Source organism: Variovorax durovernensis (genome assembly GCF_977011995.1).
The window spans coordinates 2,810,839-2,835,977 of the sequence record NZ_CDRNCW010000001.1 but is presented as its reverse complement, the minus strand read 5'-3'; the positions used below and the strand labels follow the sequence as shown (position 1 = coordinate 2,835,977).

Below are 25,139 nucleotides of genomic sequence, written 5' to 3'. Positions count from 1 at the left end.
GTTCGCTCAGGAAGCCGCGCGCGGCGTGACGCCCGCGCAGATGTCGGTGCTGATGCCGGTGCTGGGCAGAAGCAGGATGGTCAGCGGCTCGTCGGTGGCGCCGTCCGCCGGGGGCGTGAGCACGAGCGAGTTCATTGCGGCCTCGAGCGCCGCGTCGCGTTGGGCGACACCGGTCGAGGTCAGCATGCGCGTGCGCCGCACATGGCCGGCCGGGCCGACCCACAGCTGCACCAGCGCGCGGTAGCCGCCGGGCTGCGCGCGCGGCCAGCGGCACAGCGTGCGCTCCACCGCCTGCTGCACGATGCGTGCATTGCGGTCGTCGGGCGCTTCCGCGGCGTCGGCCGGTGCGGCGGGAAGCGGGGGCGCGGGCTGCGGCGGCGCCTCGTTCTCTACCAGCGTGAAGGTGGTTTCGTCGGCATAGCGCGCCGCGAGCCGCGTGCCCGCCAGCAGGCGCTGCAACGCATCGCGCGGCGCCAGGTCGCCGTGCACCGCCGCCGATTCGAGCCCCGCCGCCAATTGCCCGTCGAAGAACACCGACTGCCCCGTCACCTGCGCGAACGCCTGCAAGGCGGCCGCCAGCGGCTGCGCGGGAATGTCGAATTTCATCGGCCTTGCCGCGTCCGGCGACCGGACGGACGAATCAGCCGTGGCAAGGGATGCAGCAAGGGACAGGATTCCGAAGATCAAGGTCAAGACACAAACCCACCGCGACCGAGCAACGCGAAACATGCCGGGTCCTGTCACGAAATGGAAATTGCCAGTGGCGAGAACCGCCAAGGACGTACTACTTTTTGCCGAGCGGATGCTAGTGGCGATTTGTGACAAGTTGAATGCAAGGCACCTGCCTGCAAGCGCCGCACGCCGTGCTGGCGAGAATGGGCGGCATGACGACGATGCTCGCCCTGTTCGACGACCCGCCGCGCCAGGCGCGCGAACCGCTCGGCCCCGGCGCCTTCGTGCTGCCCGGCTTTGCGCTGCCTTTCGTCGATGAATTGCTGCCCGCGATCCACGCCGTGGAAGAGCGCGCGCCGTTCCGCCATCTCGTCACGCCGGGCGGCTTCACCATGTCCGTCGCGCTGACCAACTGCGGCACGCTGGGCTGGACCAGCGACCGGCGCGGCTACCGCTACAGCCCCACCGACCCCGCCAGCGGGCTGCCGTGGCCCGCGATGCCGGAGCCCTTCACCCGACTCGCGCGCGAGGCCGCCGCCGCGGCCGGCTTCGACGGCTTCGTGCCCGACGCCTGCCTCGTCAACCGCTACGCGCCAGGCGCGCGGCTGTCGCTGCACCAGGACAAGGACGAGCATGACTACGGCGCGCCCATCGTGTCGGTGTCGCTCGGTATGCCGGCCGTGTTCCTGTTCGGCGGCCTCGCGCGCGGCGACAAGGCCGTGCGCGTGCCGCTCGTCCACGGAGACGTCGTCGTCTGGGGCGGGGAAGACCGGCTGCGCTACCACGGCGTGCTGCCGCTCAAAGAAGCGCCACACTCGCTGCTGGGTGCGCAGCGCATCAACCTCACATTCCGCAAGGCGGGCTGACTGACTGACACGCATGCAGGCGACCACGACCACCGACACGAAGAAGAGCAACAGCCCCGGCAACGCGATCCGCGAGCTTTATGCGGCCCTCTGGCACTTCGCCGCCGGCGCGCGTGCGCAGCTGCTGGGCGCCACGGTGCTGCTTGCCATGTCGCAGCTCATACGCCTCGCGCTGCCCTACCTTGCCGGGCAGGCCATCAACGCCCTTCAGCGCGGAGAGCTGAACGGCGCCGGCCGCTGGATCGCCGCGCTGGCCGGCGTGTACGTGGGTGCATGGGCGCTGCACGGGCCGGGGCGCATTCTCGAGCGCAACGTGGGCATGCGGGTGCGCGAGACGCTGGCCGACCAGCTCTATGCGCGCATCGCCGCCGCACCGCTCGCCTGGCACGACGGCCACCACTCGGGCGAGCTGCAGCACCGCGTGCACCAGGCCAGCCGCGCGCTGTCGGACTTTGCGCAGAACCAGTTCATCTGGCTCACCAATGCCGTCAACTTCGTCGGACCGCTGGTTGCGCTGGCGCTGCTGTCGCGCACCAGCGGCGTGACCGCGCTCGCGGGCTATGTGCTGATAGGCCTCGTCATCGTGCGCATCGACCGAGCGCTGATGAAACTGGCGCGCGCCGAGAACGACGCCGACCGCCGGTATGTGGCCGCGCTGCTCGACTTCCTGGGCAATGCGTCGACCGTCATCGGCCTGCGGCTGCAGGGGGCTTCACGCCTGCTGCTGCGCAGGCGCATGGCCGCGATATCGCTGCCGCTGAAGCGCACCGTGGTGCTCAACGAAGGCAAGTGGTTCGCGGTCGACCTGATGGGGCTGGCGCTGACCTGGGGGCTGGTCGTGGTGTACGTGTGGCAGGCACGCGCACCCGGGCAGGCCGTGATGCTGGGGGCCGTGTTCATGATCTACCAGTACGCGCAGCAGGCGGCCGGCGTCGTCACCTCGGTGGCCGCGAACTTCAGCTTCTTCGCGCGCATGCACACGGACTACAGCAGCGCGGAGCCGATCTGGCAGGCCCCCTCGGGCGACGTGGCCGCGAGCGTGCCCGAACAGGTGCCGGAGCGCGAGCGCATCGATGCATCGGCGGTGTGGAGCCGACTGGACGTCGACGGGCTGCAATGGCGCTATGCGGCGCGCGGGGAGCCTCAGGCTGAGCCAGCTGAGCCCGTGACGCGCAGCAGCGGCCTGCACGACGTGAAGCTCAGCCTGCGCCGAGGCCAGCGGGTCGCGCTGGTCGGGCCGAGCGGCGGCGGCAAGAGCACCTTGCTGCGCGTGCTGGCCGGGCTGTATCCACCGGACAGCGGCACCCTGTCGCTCGACGGAAAACCCGTCGACTGGACGCAGCTGCGTCGTCTCGCGACGCTCATCCCCCAGGAGACTGAGCTCTTCGAAGCCAGCGTGCGCGAGAACCTCGCCTTCGGCCAGCCGCGCGACGATGCGCTGCTGCTGACCGCGCTGCACACCAGCACCTTCGACGAAGTGCTGAGGGCGAACCACGGCGACCTCGACACCGCCGTGTCGGAGCGGGGCTTCAATCTTTCAGGCGGACAGAGGCAGCGGCTGTGCCTGGCGCGCGGCGTGCTGGCCGCGCAGGGCAGCTCATTGCTGCTGCTCGACGAACCGACGAGCGCGCTCGATGCCGGGACCGAGGCGCGCGTGCTGGAGCGCATCGCCGGTGCGTTTCCGGATGCCTGCGTGGTGGCGTCGATCCACCGGCTGAGCCTGCTGGAGCGATTCGATACGGTGGTGCTGATGGAAGCCGGGCACGTGGTCGACTATGGGCCGCGGGATGCGGTGCTGGGGCGGCAAGGCCTCGCCGCCATTAGCACTAACACGCCCGGGCCCGCGGCTCCGTGAGCCTGAACACGTCGACCTCCTGCATCAACCTGCTCGCCTGATCTTGCAGAGCGCTTGAGGCTGCGGCGGCCTGCTCTACCAGCGAGGCATTCTGCTGCGTGGTCCCCTCTATCTGAGCAAGTGCGAGGTTCATGTGCTCGATGCCGGTAGTCTGCTCGTGGCTGGCGTTCGTGATCTCGCCAATGATGCTGGTCACGCGGAGCACGCCGCTCACGATCTCCTTCATGGCTGCCCCGGCCTCCGCCGCATGGCGCGTGCCGGCCTTGACCTGGCTGACCGAATCGTCGATGAGGCTCTTGACCTCCTTCGCGGCGGCAGAAGACCGTTGCGCGAGATTGCGCACCTCTGCCGCCACCACGGCAAAGCCACGCCCCTTCTCTCCCGCTCGCGCGGCCTCCACGGCCGCGTTGAGCGCCAGAATGTTCGTCTGAAAAGCGATCCCTTCAATGACCCCGACGATCTCCACGATCTTGCCGGAGGCCTCATTGATCGATCCCATGGTGTGGACGACCTGGTTCACGACGCTGCCCCCGCGGCCGGCCACATCGGATGCCGAGACTGCGAGCCGATTCGCCTGCATGGCACTCGTCGCGTTCTGCCGTACCGTAGAAGTAAGCTGGTCCATCGAGGCTGCCGTCTGCTGAAGAGAGCTTGCCTGTTGCTCGGTCCGGACCGAGAGATCCTGATTGCCGGTTGCAATCTGGGAGGAAGCCGACAGCATGGCTTCCGTGCCCTGCCGCACACCGCTCACGATGCGCACCAGGTTTTCCTGCATGTCCGCGAGGGCATCGACAAGAGGCGTGAACTCGTCGCGATGGCTATCGACGATGGCCAGCGTGAGGTCGCCCCGGCTCACGCGATTGGCGATGGCTTGTGCGGCAGCGATGCGTCGGCGGACCAGTCTGACTATGTGCCAGAAGAACAACATCAGGCCAGTGGCCACGGCGGCGACCAGCGCCACAAGCTGCAGCCGTGTCTGATCCGCGTTGGTGCGTATTGCAGCCAATTCCGTTTTCAGTGCTTCGCTCTGCCGCTTCTTGGCACCATCGAGCCACACCAGCAGACGGTTGCGGGCAGGAATGGTCTCCTGCACGAGCTGGTTGAAAGCCGCATCCATTTCTGCGCGCTGAGCCAGTGCGACGTTCGTGTCGGCAATCGGCCAGAATTCGCCCGCCAGTTTCTCGAACTCCTTGAAGTCGTTCTGTTCCACGGGATCGGTTAGGCCCGCGCGAAAGTCCGAAGCGCTTTTCTGAATGAGCCGGCGCCTTTCCGTGATATCAGCCAATGTGGCTTGAAGATCCTGGGCGACTTCACGAGCATTGCGTGCCTGATCTGCAGCGACGCGCGAATCACGTTGAGCTCTATGGCGGCAATGCGTTGCAACTGCGGCACGCGCAGATCTTCCGTGGCGGCGGCAAGGTCGCTGACACGGGACAGCTCGCGCCACGAAACACTGGCAAGCCAAGTGAGGCTGGCCACCAAGATGGCAAGGACGCAATAGAGACGCGTGGCGATGCCAAGCTTCGCTAGAAATTTCATAGAACCCACAATCAGAAAAAGAACAGCCCCGAGCGCCGACTCCAGCCGGCCTTTTGCTATCGGCGCCTTGGAGCCTCGCAACACCGGACATATGTCAGGTGCCCGGATGAGCTCCAACGCAGAGTGCTGTCTATCTGATTGCGTGCGTGCCCGGGCTCTCTGTCAGAGCTGGCCCTGTCCGTCGCCCGTGCGGTCGTGCACCCAGCGCATCGCCTGCTGCTCCGCGTGGCGCAGCGCCTCGGCCTCGGTGGCATAGGAAACGTTGTCGGTATCCGGAGGCAATTCGACATCGGGCTGGTCCGCGGCGCGGCCGCGGCAGACCACCACGGGCCTGTAGGTCTGGTTGTCCAGCCGTTCGGCACGGCAAAGAAAGAATCGGCCCAGGTAGGTGAAGGTGACGAGGCGTTCCTCGACGACGGGTGGGATGCTGGATTCCATGTTGGTTGCTCCTGTGTGTTCGTTGAAATTCCTGGCTGATTTCGAATGTGCGGTGCGTGCCCGGCCGTGTGCGTGGGAACCGGCCCACACCATGCGTCGGCTGGCGTGGGGTGTACACACCGATGCCTGGGGGCTGATCGCGTTGCAGGTCGGCTTGGCGGCACTCAACGTGCGCGGTCTCTTCAAGACAGAAGAAACCTGACCCCGCATGCGCCACCCGCCCGTGGAACTCGGCCTACAGACAGGCCGCTGGAGCGGGTTCATGGTGATTCAATGACCCACCCTATCGAACTCACCATCGAAGAGCCGCTGCCGGGAGCCTATGTCTGGCAACTGCTCGAAACCGACGACAAGGGCCAGAGCCCTCGCCTGCTGCGACGCGCATTCGACGCCGAAGACAGCTACGAGACCGCGCTGTCGGCTGGCCAACGCGCGCTGCGCAGCGAGATCCGCGAGCGCGCGGGACCCGGGCAGCACTGAGGCCCGAAGGCCTCAGGCTGCCTTATTTCGGCGTACCGCCCGGCACCGGCACGGGCTTGCCCGGGCGGCGTGCATCGCGCGTCTCTGCACGACGCTCGCCGGCCTTTGCCGCGCGGTCTGTGCCAATGGCGCCGCCTTCAGGCGTCTTCGCTTCATCACCGGCAGCGGGTGCGACACCCTTCTGCGGCCGGCGGTCCTTGCGCGCTTCGCCGGCCATTTCCGGCTTGCCCGTGGCATAGCCGGGAGAGTTGGGTGGCACGGCCGCGCCGGGCGGATTCGACTGGGCGTGCGCCACGGTTGCAATCAAGCCCGCCATCAGCACGGAAAGCACGGATAAAGATTTCGTCATCGGGGATCTCCTGGATAAAAAAGCCCGGAAAGGGCCATCAACGCAGGAGATTCGGGGGCGCCGGCCGCCGCTCATGTAGGAGTCCGGCTCGCATGCTTAGCAGGCTGCTGAAATATCTAGCCCGTCAGCCCCGCATGAAGATTGCTTGCGCGTTGTTTTTGTAGCCCCACAACAGCCCAACCCGATGCGCGGCCCAGACTCATTCACCGAAGGCTTGTTCACCATGCGACGGCTGGACGATTTTGTTCCCGCCGATCACCCGCTGCGCCGCATCCGGGTGATGGTCAATGAGGCGTTGGCCAAGATGGACGCGTTGTTCTCTCGGATGTACGAGGCTGACGTCAAGGGCGGACGCCCAAGCATCGCGCCGGAGAAGCTGCTGCGAGCCATGCTGCTGCAAATCCTGTTCAGCATCCGCTCGGAGCGCCAACTCATGGAGCAGACGCAATACAACATGCTGCTTCGCTGGTTCATCGGCCTGGCGATGGATGACCCGGTGTGGGTGCCGACGGTGTTCAGCAAGAATCGCCAGCGCCTGATCGAACACGATGCGGTGGTCGCGTTCTTCAACGAAGTGCTGGAGACGGCCGAGACCAGGGACTTGTTGTCGGGTGAACACTTCAGCGTCGACGGCACGCTGATCCAGGCCTGGGCCGGACACAAGAGCTTCGTGCGAAAGGGTGGTGACGACGATACCGGCAGTGGTGGGGACTTCAAGGGACAGCGGCGCAGCAACGAGACGCACGAGTCGAAGACCGATCCCGATTCAAAGCTGTACCGCAAGGGCAAGACGGCCAGCGAGCTGCGCTACATGGGGCACACGCTCACCGATAACCGTCACGGTCTGGTTGTCAACGCGATGGTCACGTCGGCCGACGGCTTTGCCGAACGCGAGGCGGCTAAGGTCATGATCAGGGACGCTCGTCAGGCCACGCCAAGTGCGGATACCGAGGTCACGCTCGGCGCCGACAAGGGCTATGACGCGGTTGAGTTCATCGAGGCACTCAAGCAAATGAAGGTCACGCCGCATGTGGCACAGAACAAATCGGGACGACGCTCGGCGGTAGCCGACGAGATCGCCCAGAGCGAGGGCTATGCGATCTCGCAACGCAAGCGAAAGCTCATCGAGCAAGGCTTCGGCTGGGCCAAGTTCGTTGGCCCCATCCGGCAGGTGATGGTACGCGGCATGAAGAAGGTCGACCAACTGTTCGTGCTGACGATGGCCGCCTACAACTTGGTGCGTATGCGGACCCTGGCAGAAGTCCGTCCGCTGACCCCGTAGAGGGTCAGAGAGCGCCCCAAACGAGCGTCGAAGCGGGGAAAACAGCGAGGAAAGCGCACCCCCGGAACGTCGAAACCCCACAACCGCCGTCGTCAGTGCGCAGGATGACTTCGGCGCGCTTGGTACTTCAGCAGCCTGTTAGGAGTGCTCACCTTGTACGCAGCCCACGGGATGCTGCCGAACGCCTGGGCCAGTGGCAGCGATGCATCTTTGCCCGCGTGCAGCGTTTCGCCGGTCAGCAGGTTCTGCAGCCGCGCGCCTTCGAGTTCCGCCGGCAGCTGCACCGCCGTGTCGCTCCAGATGCCGGCCTGAGGCAACGAAGGCACGGTGCCATTGCCGGACGACAGCCCGACGAAGAGCCGCCCCGCGACAACCACCAGCATCTCGTCTCCATGCCGCCGCACGAAGGCCACCACATGGCGCGACAACGCGCCCTCCACCGCCAGCCCTTCGTACCCGCCGTCACGAAAAAGCTCGGCATGCTCGCGCCGCAGCGACAGCATCCTCCATATGAACCACAGCTTCGCGCGCCCGTCATGCGGTGACGCAGCCAGCGCGCGCACTCGCGCGGCGAGCCCCGGCGCATCGGCTGCCATGGCCTGCAGTTCGTCGAGCCGCTGCTGCCGCGCCGCGTAATCCACAGGCCGGCGGTTGTCCGGATCGACCAGGCTCAGCTCGATCAGCTCGCTGCCCTGGTAGAGATCGGGCACGCCCGGCGAGGCGTACTTCAGCAGCGTGAGCGTCAATCCGTTCCACGCGCCGAACCAGGCAAGCCGGTCCGCCAGGAGCTGGATGTCCGCCAGGCAGCCGCCCTCTTCCATGTTGCCGATCACGCCGCGCACGAAGCCTTCGAGCGCGGCCTCGTAGGTGGCGTCGGGCTGGGTCCAGCGCGTGCGCAGCTTGGCTTCGCGCGCTGCCTTCTGCATGTACTGGCAGAGCCGGTCGGCGTAGGCCGGCGCGTCGGCCGCATCGAGGCCGCCTGCCGGCAGCGTGCCCAGCAGCGTCTGGTAGAAAAGGTATTCGTCAGCGCGCGACGGCGCGTCGTCTGTCTCCAGCTTGCGCCGCGTGTCGCGGCACATGCCGTGCCAGCGGGTCAGCGCCAGCACCCAGTCGTTGGGCATTTCGGAGAGCACGTCGATGCGGTTGCGCACGTCTTCGGAGCGCTTGTTGTCATGCGTCGACGTGGCGAGCATGGTGTGCGGCCAGCGCAGCGCGCGGTCGGCGCTGAGCGCATGGAACTCGTCCACCTCGAAGCCGAAGCGGTCGGGCTCGCCGCCCACCTCGTTGAGCGAACTCAACGGAAAGAAGCGATAGAACGCCGTGTCTTCCACGCCCTTGGCCGTGACCGGCGCGCTGAACTGCTGGAAGCGCACGGCAAAGCGCCGAACCCGCTCGGCCAGCTCGCGCGGCGCGCCCGCCACGGCCTCGCCGCGCAGCGCGCCGCGCACGAAGGCGAAGACCGAGCGGTCGGCATCGCCGCTCTGGCGCTCGGCCGCCTGTGTGGCTTCGTCGATGAAGCGTTCGTCCTGCGCCGAGGGTTTCTCGACGATGTAGGTGCGGTAGACCGGCATGTTCGCCGCCACGTCGGCCAGCGCGCGGCGCAGCGCATTGAGCGTGTAGTCGCGCGTGGCGCGGTCGGCCCGCGCAATGCGCAGCAATTCGCTGGACAGCACGTTGAGTTCCGACGACAGCGCGTTGCGCATCACCTCGCGCCGCCCGGCCTGCGAGAGCGCATGAAAGCCCTGCGGCTCGCCGGTGAAGCGGCGCCACGCATGGCCGATGGTCTCGGCCGCCGATGTATCGACCAGCACGCCGTTGGCCACATTCGCGAAGCGGTAGCCGGTGGTGCCGTGCACATGCCAGCTCTCTGGCACTTCCTCGTTGCCCGCCGCGATTTTCTCGGCCACCACGTAGAGCGGCCGCGCCGGCCTGCCTTGCGCGTCGTGCGCGGGCAGCGAAAGCCCCGCGCGCCGCGCATAGCCCTGCTGCAGCTTCTCGAAGTAGCGCGCGGGGTCGTAGAGGCCGTCGGGGTGGTCGATGCGCAACCCGTCCACCGTGCCCGCAGCCGCGAGGTCGAGCGCGAAGGACTGCGTCGCCTCGAACACGTCGTCGCGCTCCATGCGCACGGCCGCGAGGTCGTTGATGTCGAAGAAGCGGCGGTAGTTGATCTCGTCCGAGGCCACCCGCCAGTAGGCGAGCCGGTAGGCCTGGGCCTCGATCAGCGCATGCATCGCGTCGCGCGCGTCGGGTGTGGACAGGTTCAGCTCGGCCACTGCCGTCGCCACCGCCTTCGCGACCGAAGGGTGGCGTTGTGCGAGGCGTGCGAGGCGGGCCTTCAGCAGTTCTTTGTCGCGCGCGCGCTCCGTGCGCAACTGCGGCTGCGCCGCCTGCCGCCCTGGAAGGTGGCCGAAGGCGGTGGCGATGCTCGCGAGAGCCGCCGCGTCGTCGGCGGATTCGTCGAGCTGCACGAGGGCTCGCGCCAGCACGGTGGGATAGCTCTCGGGCGCAAGCGGAAACCGATGGCCGAAATAGCCGATCGCAAAGGCGCCCTCTTCCGCCTCGAAGCGCAGCGCCAGTTCGCCGCTGCCCAGCACCTCGCCGTAGTGCCCGCCCAGCACCGGCAGCAGCACCTTGCCCGTCAGCTCGACGTTCAGCGGCTGCCAGTCGATGTCGAAGTGCTGCGCGTAGAGCGAGGCCGGGCCGTTCTCCAGCACGTCCATCCACCATGCGTTGTCGGCGCCGAACACGCCCATGTGGTTGGGCACCATGTCGAGCAGCTGGCCCATGCCGTGGGCCTTGAGCGCCGCGACGAAGCGCGCGAAACCTTCTTCGCCGCCCAGCTCGGGGTTGATTTCGTCGTGCGCCACCACGTCGTAGCCGTGCATGCTGCCTGCGCGGGCGCGCTGGATCGGCGAGCAGTAGACATGGCTCACGCCCAGTTGCGCGAGGTACGGCAGCACGCGCACCGCGTCGTCGAAGCCGAAGTCCTTGTGGAACTGCAGCCGGTAGGTGGCGCGCGGCACGCGGGCGCGCAGGTCTTGCGGCGCGTCCTGCGGCACATCCGGGCGGCTCGCGGGGCGTGCCGCGCGCAGTTGCGCAGCCAGCCCCTGCATGCGCTCGCCCGTGGCCAGCGCATGCAGCGGCACCGGCAGCTTGCGCCGCCAGTTCGGTTGCTCGTTCACCGTGCCGGGCATGTTGGCCTGCTCGACCACGCCCGCCACGTCTTCGAGCTGCACCATCATCAGCGCCGACGGCGTCTTCGCGAGCCAGGTATGCACCGCCTCCACCACACGCGCCGTGGGCAGCGCGAGGCCCGCGGCCTCGGCAATCTCTTCCCGCGACAGCAGGCCGGCCTGCTGCACGGCCAGCATCAGCTCGATGCGCTCCTGTGCGCGGTCGAGCAGTTGCTTGTCGAAGACGCGCTCGTCGGGAAACAGGCCCAGCGCCAGGCGGGTGCGCAGGTCATGCCCGGCCCACCAGCCGGCGAAGGTCGCGAGGTCGTGCGTGCTCACGGCCACCAATGCGGCCGGCGGATAGGCGGCCGGCGGCTTGAAGCCGCTGCCCTGGTGCCGGTCGAGCCGCTCGAAGTACAGCAGGCGGTAAGACAGCACGTCGGCCTTGCCCAGCGCCTCGCGCACCGCGTCTTCCACCGTGCCCAGGTCTTCGCCGATCACCATGCAGCGGTGCCGATGGCTCTCGATGGCGACGATGGCAAGCAGTTCGTCCAGCGGGTAGTACACATACGCGCCGTCGTGCGCGCCGCGGCCCGGCGGTATCCAGAACAGGCGCATCAGCCCCATGACGTGATCGATGCGCAAGGCGCCCGCGCCGTGCATGCTCGCGCGCAGCGTCTGTATGAAGAAGCGGTGGCCGTCGGCGCGCAGCCGGTCGGGGCGCAGCGGCGGCAGGCCCCAGTTCTGGCCCGCGGGGTTGAACTCGTCCGGCGGCGCGCCGATGCTGGCGCCGCCGGCGAACACCGACTGTGCCGTCCAGGCGTCCGAGCCGGCACGGTCGACCGACACCGCCAGGTCCACGTAGAGGCCCACGCCCATGCCCAGTGCGGCGCAGCGTTCGCCAGCCCGCGCCAGCTGCCGCGCGGCCTGCCATTGCAGGTATTGGTGGAACTGCAGGCGCTGCGCATGCTGCACGGCAAATGCGGTGACCTCGGCCGAATCGGGGTCGCGGTACGCGGCGGGCCACACGGGCCAGCCCCACATCGAGGGGTCGGCCGCCAGAAAGTGCGCATGCAGGGTCTCGAACAGCGCGTGCTGCCGCAGCCCCTCGCCGCGCTCTGCGACGAATGACAGGAACGCAAGTCCTTCCTCATCCGGCGCGCCGTCTTCCGGCAGGTGGCGTTCGCGGAAATGCGCGAACAGCAGCGCCAGCACTTCGAACTTGGCCGATGCCACGCCGGCATGGTCCACCAGCGGTTCGGCCCGCAGCGCCGCCAGGCGCGCCTGGAACGCTGGCGAATCGACCAGCTTGCGCGCCGCCTCGCACTGCGCGAATTCATCCACCGCCTCGACGTCGATGTAGAGCGCATTCAGCTGCTGGCGCGACGACGGGCTGTACGGGCTCGCATGCGCCGGATTGGCCGTGAACAGCGCATGCAGCGGGTTCACGCCGACGATGTCCGCACCCTGCGCGGCCATGCGGGCCGCCAGATCTTCCAGGTCGCTGAAGTCGCCGATGCCCCAGTTGTGCTGCGAGCGCAGGCTGTACAGCTGCACCGCCGGCCCCCAGACGCGGCCGCCGCCCTGCACCGCGGGTGGCCGGTAGCAGCGGCCCGGCGAGGCCAGCACCAGCGTCTCGCCGGCCAGCCCGTCGATGCGCAGATGGTGGTAGCCCGCGTCGAGCGCGAGCGCCATCGGCAGCACGCGTTCGCACAGCCAGGTGCCGTCGCGCTCGGCGCGCGCGATCTCGTGCAGCGTGGAAGCATCGGCCTCGCCCTGCCGTGTGCGGCCGGCTTCGTCGGTGAGTTGCCAGCGCAGCGAGCGCATGGCAAGCGGCAGGCGCAGCGGCACGCTCCATTCGGCGGCCGATGCGTCGACCACCAGCACGGGAGGCATCGCTTCGGTCCATCGCCTGGCATGCACCGCATCGAGCGCGCGGCGGGCGTCCTGCGCGCTGTCGATGCGCACGCCGAATTCCGCCAGCAGCGCGAGCATGCTCTGCGTCGTGGCCTGGCGGCGCGTGCCGAAGGCGTCGTGGTAGGCGGTGGCAATGCCGAAGTGTTCGCACAGCGCCGCCAGCACGCCCGCCGTGTCATGGTGAAAAACCTCATCCACCGCGCATGTCCTCCAGCGTTGCGTGCACCGCGCCGCGCTCGAGCAGCAAGGCGCCAGGCTCGGACTGCTGCGCGCCGCTGCTGTAGACCAGCGTTCCGGGCGGCGACACCGCCGCAGCGGCAGGCCCGTCGCCCAAGTGCGCGAGCAGGTGCAAGCGCGTTGCGGTGCGCCCTTCGCGCCCCTCCTGCGGCGGTCCCAGGTCCCAGTGCACCCGCAGCGTGCCGTTCTCGCAGAGGTACACGCCAGCGCCGGTCGAGCCGGCCAGGTGCGGCACGATCAGTCTGTGGCGCAGCTCCAGCAACTGCTGCACCTCGCTGAATCGCGCGAAGTGGGCGCGCGAGCCCCGTTCGCGCCAGTTCAGCTTGGACGCCAGGAAGGTCGATTCGGCATTCGGATCGGGAATGCGCGCACGCGCCGCCTCGTCCGTGAACGCCGCGAAGCCCCCGAACTCGGAGCGCCGCCCGTCCGACACTGCCTTTGCCAGTTCAGGCCCGAAGTCGCAAAAGTACAGGAACGGTGTCGACGCCGCGAACTCGTCCCCCATGAACAGCATCGGCACATGCGGCGACAGCAGCAGGCAGGCCATGGCCGCGCGCGTGAGCACCGGGTCGCCGAGCCCATGCAGGCGCTCGCCGAAGGCGCGATTGCCGACCTGGTCGTGCGTCTGCAGGAAAGACACGAAGGCCTGCGACGGCAGCCGCGTGCTGGGCTCGCCGCGACGCTCGCCGTTGCGAAAGGCCGAGGGCTGCCCCTGGTACACGAAGCCTTCGGCCAGTGCGCATGCGAAGCGGCAGACGGGGTCGTCCGCGTAGTCGGCGTAATAGCCGTCGCGCTCGCCGGTGGCCAGCACATGCACCGCGTGGTGCAGGTCGTCGTTCCATTGCGCGGTGCCCGCCACCGGCACGCCGTGGCCGTCGCGCGCGAGCATCGAGGCCTGGTTGGCGTCGTTCTCCAGCACGATGTGGATGTGACGCTCGCGGCCCGGGCCGGCCTGCAGCGCCTCGCGTATCTCCTGCACGATGTGCGGATGCGAGTCGTCGCGAATGGCGTGGATCGCGTCCATGCGCAGCCCGTCGAAGCGATATTCCTCCACCCAGTACAGCGCGTTGTGAATGAAGAAGTCGCGCACCGTGCGCGCGCCGGGCCCGTCGAAGTTGATGGCCGAGCCCCAGGGCGTGCGATGCGCGGGGTTGAAGAATTCCGGGCAGTACGCGTGCAGGTAGTTGCCCTCCGGCCCGAAGTGGTTGTAGACCACGTCGAGCAGCACCATCAGCCCCAGCCCGTGCGCCGCGTCGACCAGCGCCTTCAGCTCGTCGGGCGTGCCATAGGAGGCGTCGGGCGCGAACTGCAGCACGCCGTCGTAGCCCCAGTTGCGGCGCCCCGGAAAGTCGGCGAGCGGCATCAGCTCGATGGCAGTCACGCCCAGTTCGGCCAGGTCGCCGAGCCGTTCGCGCGCGGCGTTGAAGGTGCCCTCGGCGGTAAAAGCGCCGATGTGCAGCTCGTACACCACGGCTTCCTCCCACGGGCGGCCGCGCCAGGCGTCGTCGCGCCATTGATGGTGGCGCGGGTCGATCACCACGCTGGGGCCATGCACGTCCTCGGGGTTGAAGCGCGATGCCGGGTCGGGCACGGCGGTGCCGTCGGGCAGGTGAAAGCGGTAGCTGTCGCCATGGGCCGCCTCGGGGAGCGTGAGCGTGTGCCAGCCCTGTGCGTCCCGGGTCATGGGGTGCGTGGTGTTCTCGCCGCCCACCGGGCGGTGCTCCAGCCGCACGTCGCCGGCCGAGGGGGCCCACAGCGCGAAGGCCACGCCGCCGCCGTCGCGGACGGTGGCGCCGAAGGGCATGCGGTGCGCGCGGTTCATGGCCGCACGTCCGGCCGGCTCAGCACCACCAGCGAGCGGCATTGCAGCGGATAGGCCGGCTCCGACCATGCGGGCGCCAGCGCGGCGGCATCCTCGGTGGTGGGCGGCGGCGTGGTGCTCGCGGTGTCGACCAGCAGGCGCCATGCACCGTGCGGCATGGCCGGCAGCGTGAACTGGATCTCGTCGTGGTGCGCGTTCATCAGGATGAGGAAGTCGTCGTCGTGCTGCTGCTCGCCGCGCGGCCCGCGGTCGGCAATGCCGCCGCCGGGGATGTACATCGCGATGCAGCGTGCGTTGGCGTCGTTCCAGTCTTCCGTGCGCATCTCGGCGCCGTCGGGCTTGAGCCAATAGACGTCGGTCACGGTCTCGCCCTCGGCCGGCTTGCCGGCGAAGAAGGTGCGGCGCCGGAACGACGGATGCGCGCGGCGCAGCGCGATCATCCGCTCGACGAAGGTGACCAGCGCCAGCCGCTCGGGCGTGGGCGTCCAGTCGAGCCAGCCCAGCGCGTTGTCCTGGCAGTAGACGTTGTTGTTGCCCTGCTGCGTATGACCTCGCTCGTCGCCCGCCAGCAGCATCGGCACGCCCTGCGACAGCAGCAGCGTGGCCAGCAGGTTGCGCTTCTGGCGCTCGCGCAGGCTCACCACCTCGGGGTCGTCGGTGGGGCCTTCGACGCCGCAGTTCCACGACACGTTGTGGCTGTTGCCGTCGCGGTTGTCCTCGCCGTTGGCCTCGTTGTGCTTGTCGTTGTAGGAGACCAGGTCGTGCAGCGTGAAGCCGTCGTGCGCCGTGACGAAGTTGATGCTCGCGCTGGGCTGCTTGCCCGACCAGCCGTACAGGTCTTCAGAGCCGGTGACGCGCTTGGCCACTTCGCCGACGAGCCCGCCGTCGCCCTTCCAGAAGCCGCGCATGCCGTCGCGGTACTGGTCGTTCCATTCGGCCCAGCCCAGCGGGAAGTTGCCGACCTGGTAGCCGCCGTGGCCCAGGTCCCACGGCTCGGCGATGAGCTTCACGCGGTTGAGCGTGGGGTCTTGCCGGATGGCGTCGAAGAAGCCGCCGAGGTTTTCCACCTTGCCCGCCTCGCGCGCCAGCGCCGATGCCAGGTCGAAGCGGAAGCCGTCGACGTGCATTTCCTCGGCCCAGTAGCGCAGCGAGTCCATCACCAGTTGCAGCGCATGCGGATGCTCCAGGTTCACGGTGTTTCCGCAGCCGGTGAAGTCGTCGTAGTAGCGCCGGTTGTCGGAGTTCACGATGTAGTAGGAGGCGTTGTCCACGCCGCGCATCGACAGCGTCGGGCCGAGCTGGTTGCCCTCGCAGGTGTGGTTGTAGACCACGTCGAGGATCACCTCGATGCCCGCGGAGTGCAGCGTCTTGACCATGGTCTTGAACTCCTTCACCTTGCCCGAGGCGCTGTAGCGCATTTCGGGGGCGAAGAAGGCCAGCGTGTTGTAGCCCCAGTAGTTCTGCAGGCCCTTTTCGGCCAGGTGCCGGTCGTTGAGGAAGCTGTGCACCGGCAGCAGCTCGACTGTCGTCACGCCCAGGCGCTTGAGGTAGTCGACCACCGGTGCGCTGGCCAGGCCGGCGTAGGTGCCGCGCAGCTCGGGCGGCACGTCGGGGTGGGTCATGGTGAAGCCGCGCACGTGCATCTCGTAGATCACCATGTCCTGCCAGGGCACCGAGGGGCGGCGATCGTCGCCCCAGGTGAAGGCAGTTTCGAGCACGCGGCCCTTGGGCATCAGCGGCGCGCTGTCGCGGCGGTCGAAGGAAAGGTCTTCGCGCTTGCTGCCCACGGTGTATCCGTACAGCGCGTCGCCCCAGCGCAGCTCGCCCACCAGGTCCTTGGCGTAGGGGTCGACCAGCAGCTTGTGCGGGTTGAAGCGGTGACCCTCCTCCGGCTTGTAGGCGCCGTGCACGCGAAAGCCGTAGGCCTGGCCGGGCCGGGCCTCCGGGAGGTAGCAGTGCCACACGCCGTCGGTGCGCTCGCGCAGCACGATGCGCTGCAGCTCATGGCGGCCGCGCTCGTCGAACAGGCACAGCTCGACCTTGTCGGCATGCTGCGAGAAAAGCGCGAAATTGACGCCCTCACCGTCCCAGGTGGCGCCGCGCGGGTAGGGGCGGCCGGGCCAGACGGCGGTGATGGTCGGGTTGGTTTTTCTTGTCATTCAGGTGGCGGACGGTTGCGTACGTTGGGAGAAAAAGCAGATCAGCGGGGTGGGCGGTCGTCAAAACGCGGCGGCGGCGGCGGTGGCGTGGGCGCGCCCGGCCCTTCCCTGCCGGTGCCCGTCTTCGTCAATTGCTGCTGCCGGGGCCACCAGCGCTCGATCTGTGCCTTCGCCCAGTCCTTGCCGGCCAGCCCGAATGCAAGGGCCAACGCAAAAACCACGCCCGCCAGGATCACCAGGAAGCTTTCGCGCACGATGTCGCCGCCCACCTTGATCTGGTCCAGCGCGATCAGGATCACGAAAGCCATCACCGCGTACTGCGCCACCTTGGCGAACAGCGTGGCGTCCTGCATCTTCACGCCGCGGAAATAGCTGCCCACAGCATCGCCCACGAACTTGGCGAAGTACGAGCCGAAAGCCAGCACGAGCAAGGCGACGAACACGTTGGGCACGAACCAGACGATGCGCCCCAGCAGGTCGGCGATGTAGCTCAGCCCCATGCCGTTGAAGGCGATGAGCAGCGACGCCAGTATCACCAGCCAGTACGCCAGGATGCCGAAGAGACTGCTGGTGTCGCCCGCCAGCCCGCCCTGGCGCAGGAAGTTGTCGAGCCCCGCGCGCTCTGTCAGCACGTTGAAGTTGATGGCGCGCAAGGCCTTGGTCACGGCAAAGCGCGCCGCCTTGGCGATGAGCCAGCCCACGAACACCACCACCAGCGCCACCAGCAGGCGCGGAATGAACGCGCCCACCTGATAGAGGATGGCGCGCAGCGGCTCCAGGTGAATGCCGAAGTTTTCCATGTGTGTTTCCCCGAGTGAATGACGACGGCGGCCTCAGGCCCCGTTCGGCTGGATGAGCGCGAGCACGCCGTGCAGCGGCACCTGCACCCAGTCGGCGCGGTTGTTGAGTTCGTAGCGAAGTTCGTAGAGCGCCTTCTCCAGCTCGAACAGCGCGAGCAGTTCGGCGTCGATGGGGGCGCCGTCCGGCTGTGCGAGCGTGCCGGCGTAGCCCTCCATGAAGGCGTCGCGCGTGGCCTGTTCCCAGGCGACGGCGGGCGCGGCCAGCTTCTCGGCTTCTTCCGGGCTCTGCGCCACGCGCCGCAGGGCCGACCAGCGCGCATAGTTGAACGAGCGCAGCATGCCCGCCACGTCGCGCAGCGGCGAGCTCTTGGCGCGGCGCTCCTCGAAGCTGCGCGCGGGCTCGCCCTCGAAGTCGATGATGACGAAGTCGTTGTCCTTCACCAGCACCTGGCCCAAGTGGTAGTCGCCGTGGTAGCGGCTCTTGAGCGCGGCACCGCCGCCGCCCTCGCCCACGAAGCGGCGTTCGGCGATGTTGGCCTGCAGCGTGTCGGCGGCGCGCAGCAAGGTTTCGGCGTCGGCCTGCGCGCCGGGAGGAAGCGCGCCGATGCGTTCGCGCAGCAGTGACAGCGTGGCGGTGGCATCGCTGGCGGCATGGGTGCGGTAGCCCGCCACGTCTTCGGCCGACAGCGGCTCGGGGTCGAAGGCCGCCGCGCCGGTGCGGATGGCCAGCGCGCGGTGCAGTTCGGCGGTGCGGCGGCCCAGCGTGCCGATCAGCGCGAGGAAGCCGCCGTGCACCGCCAGCACGTCGGGCACGTCGACGGCACCGTCGGTGGTGGCCACGTCGCGCAGGAAGCGCTCCAGGTAGCCCAGCGTGTAGTCCCAGCCGTCGCCCTGGTTGGCAACGTAGCTCTGCACCAACGCGAGCGTCATGGTGCGGCCGTCGGCGCTCATGTATTCGAGCCCGCCGAGCACCGGCACGCAGTGCGGGTAGTGCGCCACCTCGGTGAGGAAGCGGCCCATCTCCAGCTCGGGGTTGATGCCTTCGCGCAGATGGCGGTAGCCCTTGAGGAACAGCGTCTCGTCGAGCGTGACGACGGTGTTGCTGCTCACGCCGCTGGGGCGCCCGACCGGCAGCGCATCCAGGTCGATGCCAAGTTGCGCGAACGCCGCCGTCGGCTTGAACACCAGCTTGCCGCCGGCGGTGGCCAGCTCGGCGCCCTTTCCGATGGCGCGCACCAGTTCGCGGCAGAAGGCTTCGTCGTAGAAGGCGTCGCCCATCAGCCCGACCTGCGCCTGCTGGCGCACCTTGGCAAGCGCGGCCTGCGCCACGCCGGCCATGCGCTCTTCGTCGCGCTCTTCCCAGGCCAGGGCGAGCGGCATGAAGTAGGTGGCGCCGCCGGGCGGCCCGTCGAGCGCGAGCAGCGGCAGCATCCAGCTCAGGCCGTTCACCTCCCACACCGCGTGGTCGACGATGCGCGCACGCTCGATGGGGGTGCCCTTCGAGGCATACCAGCGCTGGATCTCGATGTGGCGCGGCAGCGTTTCCAGTTCGAACTGGCTGCGCATGCGCTCGGACATGCCGATGCGCCACGGCATCACTCGGTCGCGGAAGAAGCTGGTCCAGCCGTCGAACAGCACCAGCGTGGGCCACTCCTGCAGCGCCACGCCCTGCTCGTGCCAGCTCGGCGCATCGGCCTCGGCCGTGAGCTTGAACCAGTAGAAACCGTACGAGGACAGCGTGAGCAGGTACGGCAGCTCGCCGATGGGCGGAAAGGGGGACCGGCCCAGCATCTCGATGGGAACGAAGCCGCGGAACTCCGACAGGTCCAGTTCCACCGGCTGGGCCGCGCGCGAGAGGTTGAACACGGCGAGGATCACGTCGCCGTCGTACTCGCTCAGGTACGCCAGGATCTTGCGGTTGCCCGGCTTCAGGAAGCGCCGCTTGCCGCGACCGAAGGCGTGGCTGGTCTTGCGCACGGCCAGCATGCGCTTGGTCCAATTCAGCAGCGAGCTGGCGTCGCGCGCCTGCGTCTCGACGTTGAGCGCCTCGTAGCCGTACATCGGGTCCATGATGGGCTGCAGGTACAGGCGCTGCGGGTCGGCGCGCGAGAAGCCGGCGTTGCGGTCGGGGCTCCACTGCATGGGCGTGCGCACACCGTTGCGGTCGCCCACGAACACGTTGTCGCCCATGCCGATCTCGTCGCCGTAGTAGATGATGGGCGAGCCCGGCATCGACAGCAGCATGCCGTTCATGAGCTTCACGCGGTCAAGGTCGTTTTCCATCAGCGGCGCCAGGCGCCGGCGGATGCCCAGGTTGATGCGCGCGCGCATGTCGGCGGCGTACATGGTGTACATGTAGTCGCGCTCCTTGCTGGTCACCATTTCGAGCGTGAGCTCGTCGTGGTTGCGCAGGAAGATGGCCCACTGGCAGCCTTCGGGAATGTCGGGCGTCTGCGCCATGATTTCCACGATGGGGTGGCGGTCTTCCTGCGCGATGGCCATGTACATGCGCGGCATCAGCGGGAAGTGATACGCCATGTGGCATTCGTCGCCGTCGCCGAAGTACTCGCGCACGTCCTCCGGCCACATGTTGGCCTCGGCCAGCAGGAAGCGGTTCTTGTACTGCGCGTCGATGGCCGCTCGCAGCCGCTTGATCACCGCGTGCGTCTCGGGCAGGTTCTCGTTGCTGGTGCCGTCGCGCTCCACCAGGTAGGGAATGGCGTCGAGCCGGAAGCCGTCAACGCCCATGTCCAGCCAGAAGCGCATGGTCTTGAAGATGGCCTCCAGCACCGCCGGGTTGTCGAAGTTCAGGTCGGGCTGGTGGCTGAAGAAGCGGTGCCAGTAGTACTGCTTGGCCACCGGGTCCCAGGTCCAGTTCGAGGTCTCGGTGTCGGTGAAGATGATGCGCGTGCCCTGGTAGAGCTGGTCGGTGTCGCTCCACACGTAGAAGTCGCGCTCGGGGGAGCCCGGCGGCGCCAGCCGCGCGGCCTTGAACCACGGGTGCTCGCTCGATGTGTGGTTGATGACCAGCTCGGTGATCACGCGCAGGCCGCGCTTGTGCGCCTCGGCCAGCATCTGGCGGAAGTCGGCGAGCGAGCCGTACTGCGGATGAACGTCTTCGTACTCGGAGATGTCGTAGCCGTCGTCGCGCAGCGGCGAGGGATAGAACGGCATCAGCCAGATGGTGTTGACGCCCAGCTCCTTCACGTAGTCGAGCTTGGCGGTCACGCCCTGGAAGTCGCCCATGCCGTCGTTGTTGGAATCGAAGAAGGCCTTGACGTTGAGCTGGTAGATGACCGCGTCGCGGTACCACAGCGGGTCGTCGCTGTTGTCGATCTCTACGGTTTCCAGTGCGATGTGCGAAACGGGTGCATTCATGGGCGGGCGACCTCTCAGAGGAAATAATCGAAGTCGCGCTCGTCGCCATGACGCCGACGAACGACGAAGACGTGCGCGGGGCAGCTGTGCGGGTCCAGGCGCACGTAGTGCCAGTCGCCCTGCCACTGGAAGCGCTGGCCGCTGAGCAGGTCGTGCATCTGGAACACGCGCGAGGGCGGGTTCACGCCTACGCTGGCGCGCTCCAGGCCCAGCCAGCCCCACTGCGCGTTGTGCGGATCGAGGTTGACCACGGTCACGATCACGTTGGCGCCGTCGGCCGAGGCCTTGGCATAGGCCAGCAGCTGCGGGTTGTCGATGTGCAGGAAGCGCAGCGTGCGGTCCTGGTGCAGCGCGGGGTTCTCGCGGCGGATGCGGTTCACCCGCGCGATGAACGGCGCCAGGCTTTCGGGATCATCGTGGTTCCAGTGGCGCAGCTGGTATTTCTCGGAGTCGAGGTATTCCTCGCTGCCCGGCTCGCGCGGCAGGTGCTCGCGCAGTTCGTAGGCAGGTCCGTATATGCCGTAGCTGGCCGACAGCGTGGCGGCCAGCACCAGCCTCGCCATGTAAGTCGCGGCGTCTCCGTGCTGCAGCTGCTCGTGCAGGATGTCGGGCGTGTTGGGCCACACGTTGGGGCGGAAGTAGTCGATGCCCGGCGCGGTCGACAGCTCGGTGAAGTACTCGACCAGTTCTTCCTTGGTGTTGCGCCAGGTGAAGTAGGTGTAGCTCTGCGAAAAGCCCAGCTTGGCCAGCCGGTGCATCACCTTGGGCCGGGTGAAGGCCTCGGCAAGGAAGATCACGTCGGGGTGCTCGCGCTTCACCTCGCCGATGGCCCACTCCCAGAACGGGAAGGCCTTGGTGTGCGGGTTGTCGACGCGGAAGATGCGCACACCCTCGCCCACCCAGTGGTCGATCACGCTCTTGAGTTCGGCCCACAGCCCGCGCCAGTCTTCGCTTTCGAAGTTGAAGGGATAGATGTCCTGGTACTTCTTGGGCGGGTTCTCGGCGTACTGCACGGTGCCGTCGGGGCGCCAGCGGAACCAGTCGGGGTGCGCCGTCACGTAGGGGTGGTCGGGCGCGCACTGGAAGGCGATGTCCAGCGCGATCTCCAGCCCGTGGTCGGCCGCGCGCGCCAGCAGGCGGCGGAAGTCCTTGGCGGTGCCGAGCTCGGGCAGGATGTCCTTGTGGCCGCCTTCCGCGGCACCGATTGCCCAGGGGCTGCCCACGTCTTCGGGGCCGCTCACCAGCTTGTTGTTCGGCCCCTTGCGCTGCACGCGGCCGATGGGATGGATCGGCGGAAAGTACAGCACGTCGAAGCCCATCTCGGCGATGGCCGGCAGGCGTGCTTCCACGTCCTTGAAGGTGCCGTGCACGCCGGGCTCGGTGCCGGCCGAGCGCGGGAACAGCTCGTACCAGGTGCTGAAGCGGGCGCGCTCGCGGTCGGCCACCAGCGGCAGCTCGACCGGGTGGCGCACCGCGTGGCGGCGGTCGGGGTGGCGGCGCGCGAGTTCGGCCAGTTCCTCGTCGAGCGCCAGTGCCTTGAGCGACACCGCATCGATGCCGGGCGCGGCGGCCAATGCCTGGAGCTCGGTGGCCCAGCGCTGCAGCGCGATGCGGTCGGCACCCTCGGCGCGCGCGGCGGCGGCAGCCACTTCGGCCGCGCCGACTTCCGAGGCGATGCGCACGTCATCGGGGTCGACACGGCGCGTCATTTCGCTGCGCCACGACTCGAAGGGGTCGACCCAGGCCACCGCGGTGTACACGTAGCGCCCTATCGCGGGCGGCGAGAAGCCGGCCTCCCACACGTCATTGCCCAGCGGCTTCATCGGCACTTCGCGGAACTCGGCCTGGTCGTGCGCGCGCCAGCACAGCTGCACGCGCAGCACGTCGTGGCCGTCGGTGAAGCAGTGCGCGCGCACGCACACCCGCTCGCCGGCCACGCATTTCACGGCGAAGCGGCCGTTGTCGACCGCCGGCAGCACCGCGTCGATCACGGCGCGCACGTTGCCGCCGGGGTTTTCGATGCCGCTTCCGGTGTCGGGAGCCACGCCGGCGGCGTGGCGGGTCGAAAAGATGTTCTTCATGGTGACGGGCGTTGTTCCAGGATCAGGGTCGACAGCGGCGGCAGCGTCAGGGACACCGACTGCGTGCGCCCGTGCGAGCGCACCGGCGCGGCTTCCACGCCGCCGAGGTTTCCCCAGCCGGCGCCGCCGAACTCGGCCGCGTCGGTATTGATCAGCTCGCGCCAGAAGCCACTGCCCACGCCGCCGGGCACGCCCAGCAGGTAGTTGGTGCGCGGCACCGGCGTCATGTTGCTGACCACCAGCAGCGGCGGGCTGCCGTCGCGCGCCTTGCGCAGGAACGCGAACACGCTGCGCTCGGCGTCGTCGGCCGCAATCCATTCGAAGCCGGCCGCCGAGAAGTCGAGCTGGTGCAGCGCGGGAGAGTCGCGGTACACCCGGTTGAGTTGCGCCACCAGCCGCTGCAGGCCGCCGTGGCCCTGCTGCTGCGTGACCCACCATTCGAGCTCGCCGTCGTGCGTCCATTCGCGGCGCTGGCCGAACTCGTCGCCCATGAAGAGCAGCTTCTTGCCCGGATGCGCCCACATGAAGCCGAACAGCGCGCGCAGGTTGGCGAACTGCTGCCAGCTTTCGCCGGGCATCTTGTTGATGAGCGAGCCCTTGCCGTGCACCACCTCGTCATGCGAGAACGGCAGCACGAAGTTCTCGTTGAAGGCATACACCAGCGAGAAGGTCAGCTTGTGGTGGTGGTACTTGCGATTGACCGGGTCTTCCTTCATGTAGGCCAGCGTGTCGTGCATCCAGCCCATGTTCCATTTCTCGCCGAAGCCCAGGCCGTCCATGTCGGTGGGGCGCGAGACGCGCGGCCATGCGGTCGACTCTTCCGCCACGGTGAGCGTGTCGGGGAACTCGCGGTAGACGGCACGGTTGAGCGTCTGCAGGAACTCGATGGCCTCCAGGTTCTCGCGGCCGCCGTGGCGGTTGGGAATCCACTCGCCATGCTTGCGGGCGTAGTCGAGGTAGAGCATGGAGGCCACTGCGTCCACACGCAGCCCGTCCAGGTGGTACAGGTCGAGCCAGAACAGGCCCGACGACACCAGGAAGCTGCGCACCTCGGGCCGGCCGTAATTGAAGATGCTGGAGTTCCACTCCGGGTGGAAGCCCTGGCGCGGGTCGGCATGCTCGAAGAGGTGCGTGCCGTCGAAGAAAGAAAGGCCGTGCTCGTCGGTCGGAAAGTGCGAAGGCACCCAGTCGAGCAGCACGCCGATGCCCTGCTGGTGCAGGTGGTCGACGAGGTACATGAAGTCCTGCGGCGAACCGTAGCGCGCGGTAGGCGCGAAGTAGCCGGTGGTCTGGTAGCCCCAGGAGCCGTAGAACGGATGCTCGGTCACCGGCATCAGCTCGACGTGCGTGAAACCCATCTTCCTGACGTACGCGGCCAGTTCGTGCGCGATCTCGCGGTAGCCCAGGAACTGCCCGTCGTGCCGGCGCCAGGAGCCCAGGTGCACCTCGTAGACCGACATCGGCGCCTCGAGCGAGTTGTGCATGCCGCGCGTCGCCATCCATTCGTCGTCGCCCCATTCGTAGGCGAGTTCGCAGATGCGCGAGCCGGTGGCCGGTGGGTGTTCGGCGCTGAAGGCCACGGGGTCGGCCTTGTCGACCGTGTAGCCGCCCTGGCGCGAGCGGATGCGGTACTTGTAGGCCTGCCCGGGCGCCGCATTGGGCACGTGGCCGATCCAGATGCCGGTCTGGCCGGGGCTGGGCGCGAGCGGGTCGGCATCGCCCGACCAGTAGTTCCAGTCGCCCACCACCGACACCGACTCCGCATTCGGCGCCCACACCGCGAATCGCGCGCCGCCTTCCGGCTGCACATGGCATCCCAGCAAGTCGTAGAGCCGCGCGTGGGTTCCTTCGTGGAAAAGATAGGCGTCTCGCTCGCCAGGGAGTGAATGGTTCAAAGGCACCGGCATTCCTTGATTGAAGGCCAGCGAGGCAGGGGTTCAGGGCCGTCGGGGCGACGGCCATGCGGGGAACCACTGCGGTTCTCGCTTGGCTTGAATGCCAATTTGCTGGGATGCCGGTGGCCGTGGTTACGGCCTGAGCCGCCTCGCCTTGTCGGAGAGCTGCCCGTGTCCCTTCAGGCGCCGCGCCGGC

The 25,139-nt window shown here is 68.1% G+C and carries 17 protein-coding genes; 5 read left to right on the top strand and 12 right to left on the bottom strand.

The window, feature by feature from the left end:
* Nucleotides 1-6 precede the first annotated feature (6 nt).
* Nucleotides 7-606: an STN domain-containing protein gene (locus ACWV14_RS13495; protein ID WP_454909076.1), complete on the bottom strand. Its 600-nt coding sequence runs from the start codon at nt 604-606 to the stop codon at nt 7-9.
* A 278-nt stretch (nt 607-884) separates the two neighbouring features.
* Here ACWV14_RS13495 and alkB point away from each other — a divergent pair, with 278 nt between their 5' ends.
* Nucleotides 885-1,538 (top strand): DNA oxidative demethylase AlkB, encoded by a 654-nt coding sequence (alkB, locus tag ACWV14_RS13490; protein WP_454909075.1) that lies wholly within the window; start codon nt 885-887, stop codon nt 1,536-1,538.
* A 13-nt stretch (nt 1,539-1,551) separates the two neighbouring features.
* Entirely contained in the window at nt 1,552-3,393 is a 1,842-nt protein-coding gene (locus ACWV14_RS13485; RefSeq protein WP_454909074.1) for an ABC transporter ATP-binding protein, read from the top strand.
* Here the strand turns inward: ACWV14_RS13485 and ACWV14_RS13480 are convergent.
* From ACWV14_RS13480 to ACWV14_RS13470, 3 genes are all read right to left on the bottom strand, one after another.
* On the bottom strand, nt 3,365-4,603 hold the full coding sequence (locus ACWV14_RS13480) for a methyl-accepting chemotaxis protein (RefSeq protein WP_455342657.1): 1,239 nt from the start codon (nt 4,601-4,603) through the stop codon (nt 3,365-3,367). The genes ACWV14_RS13485 and ACWV14_RS13480 overlap by 29 nt on opposite strands.
* A gap of 8 nt (nt 4,604-4,611) precedes the next feature.
* Nucleotides 4,612-4,932, bottom strand: coding sequence for a Tar ligand binding domain-containing protein (locus ACWV14_RS13475; protein ID WP_455342656.1), 321 nt, complete (start codon nt 4,930-4,932; stop codon nt 4,612-4,614).
* Nucleotides 4,933-5,094: 162 nt separating this feature from the next.
* A complete protein-coding gene (locus ACWV14_RS13470; RefSeq protein ID WP_422086119.1) occupies nt 5,095-5,370 on the bottom strand; it encodes a hypothetical protein in 276 nt (91 codons plus the stop codon).
* On the opposite strand from ACWV14_RS13470, the gene ACWV14_RS13465 reads away from it, so the two are divergent.
* Entirely contained in the window at nt 5,357-5,572 is a 216-nt protein-coding gene (locus ACWV14_RS13465) for a hypothetical protein (protein WP_454909072.1), read from the top strand. The genes ACWV14_RS13470 and ACWV14_RS13465 overlap by 14 nt on opposite strands.
* Nucleotides 5,573-5,643: 71 nt before the next feature.
* Nucleotides 5,644-5,850, top strand: coding sequence for a hypothetical protein (locus ACWV14_RS13460; RefSeq protein ID WP_454909071.1), 207 nt, complete (start codon nt 5,644-5,646; stop codon nt 5,848-5,850).
* Nucleotides 5,851-5,872: 22 nt separating this feature from the next.
* Here ACWV14_RS13460 and ACWV14_RS13455 read toward each other — a convergent pair whose 3' ends face one another.
* Entirely contained in the window at nt 5,873-6,199 is a 327-nt protein-coding gene (locus tag ACWV14_RS13455; protein ID WP_454909070.1) for a cell envelope biogenesis protein TolA, read from the bottom strand.
* A 184-nt stretch (nt 6,200-6,383) separates the two neighbouring features.
* Here ACWV14_RS13455 and ACWV14_RS13450 point away from each other — a divergent pair, with 184 nt between their 5' ends.
* The gene (locus ACWV14_RS13450; RefSeq protein ID WP_454908028.1) at nt 6,384-7,481 is read left to right on the top strand and encodes an IS5 family transposase; all 1,098 of its coding nucleotides are present in this window, start codon (nt 6,384-6,386) and stop codon (nt 7,479-7,481) included.
* Nucleotides 7,482-7,573: 92 nt separating this feature from the next.
* Here the strand turns inward: ACWV14_RS13450 and ACWV14_RS13445 are convergent, their stop codons facing one another.
* From ACWV14_RS13445 to glgB, 7 genes are read right to left on the bottom strand one after another with little or no spacing between them, the layout of a single operon-like run.
* Nucleotides 7,574-12,769: a malto-oligosyltrehalose synthase gene (locus ACWV14_RS13445; RefSeq protein WP_454909069.1), complete on the bottom strand. Its 5,196-nt coding sequence runs from the start codon at nt 12,767-12,769 to the stop codon at nt 7,574-7,576.
* Nucleotides 12,762-14,630, bottom strand: a complete 1,869-nt coding sequence (gene treZ, locus ACWV14_RS13440; protein ID WP_454909068.1) for a malto-oligosyltrehalose trehalohydrolase — start codon at nt 14,628-14,630, stop codon at nt 12,762-12,764. The genes ACWV14_RS13445 and treZ overlap by 8 nt, the downstream gene beginning before the upstream one ends.
* Entirely contained in the window at nt 14,627-16,789 is a 2,163-nt protein-coding gene (gene glgX, locus ACWV14_RS13435) for a glycogen debranching protein GlgX (protein WP_454909067.1), read from the bottom strand. Before glgX ends, treZ begins: the two co-directional genes overlap by 4 nt.
* A 41-nt stretch (nt 16,790-16,830) precedes the next feature.
* Entirely contained in the window at nt 16,831-17,589 is a 759-nt protein-coding gene (locus tag ACWV14_RS13430) for a mechanosensitive ion channel family protein (protein ID WP_454909066.1), read from the bottom strand.
* Nucleotides 17,590-17,622: 33 nt separating this feature from the next.
* Nucleotides 17,623-20,967 carry a maltose alpha-D-glucosyltransferase gene (gene treS / locus ACWV14_RS13425; protein ID WP_454909065.1) on the bottom strand — a complete coding sequence of 1,115 codons (3,345 nt, stop codon included), beginning with the start codon at nt 20,965-20,967 and terminating at the stop codon, nt 17,623-17,625.
* A 14-nt stretch (nt 20,968-20,981) separates the two neighbouring features.
* Nucleotides 20,982-23,048: an alpha-1,4-glucan--maltose-1-phosphate maltosyltransferase gene (locus tag ACWV14_RS13420; RefSeq protein WP_454909064.1), complete on the bottom strand. Its 2,067-nt coding sequence runs from the start codon at nt 23,046-23,048 to the stop codon at nt 20,982-20,984.
* On the bottom strand, nt 23,045-24,955 hold the full coding sequence (glgB, locus tag ACWV14_RS13415) for a 1,4-alpha-glucan branching protein GlgB (RefSeq protein WP_454909063.1): 1,911 nt from the start codon (nt 24,953-24,955) through the stop codon (nt 23,045-23,047). The genes ACWV14_RS13420 and glgB overlap by 4 nt, the downstream gene beginning before the upstream one ends.
* Between the last annotated feature and the right edge of the window lie 184 nt (nt 24,956-25,139).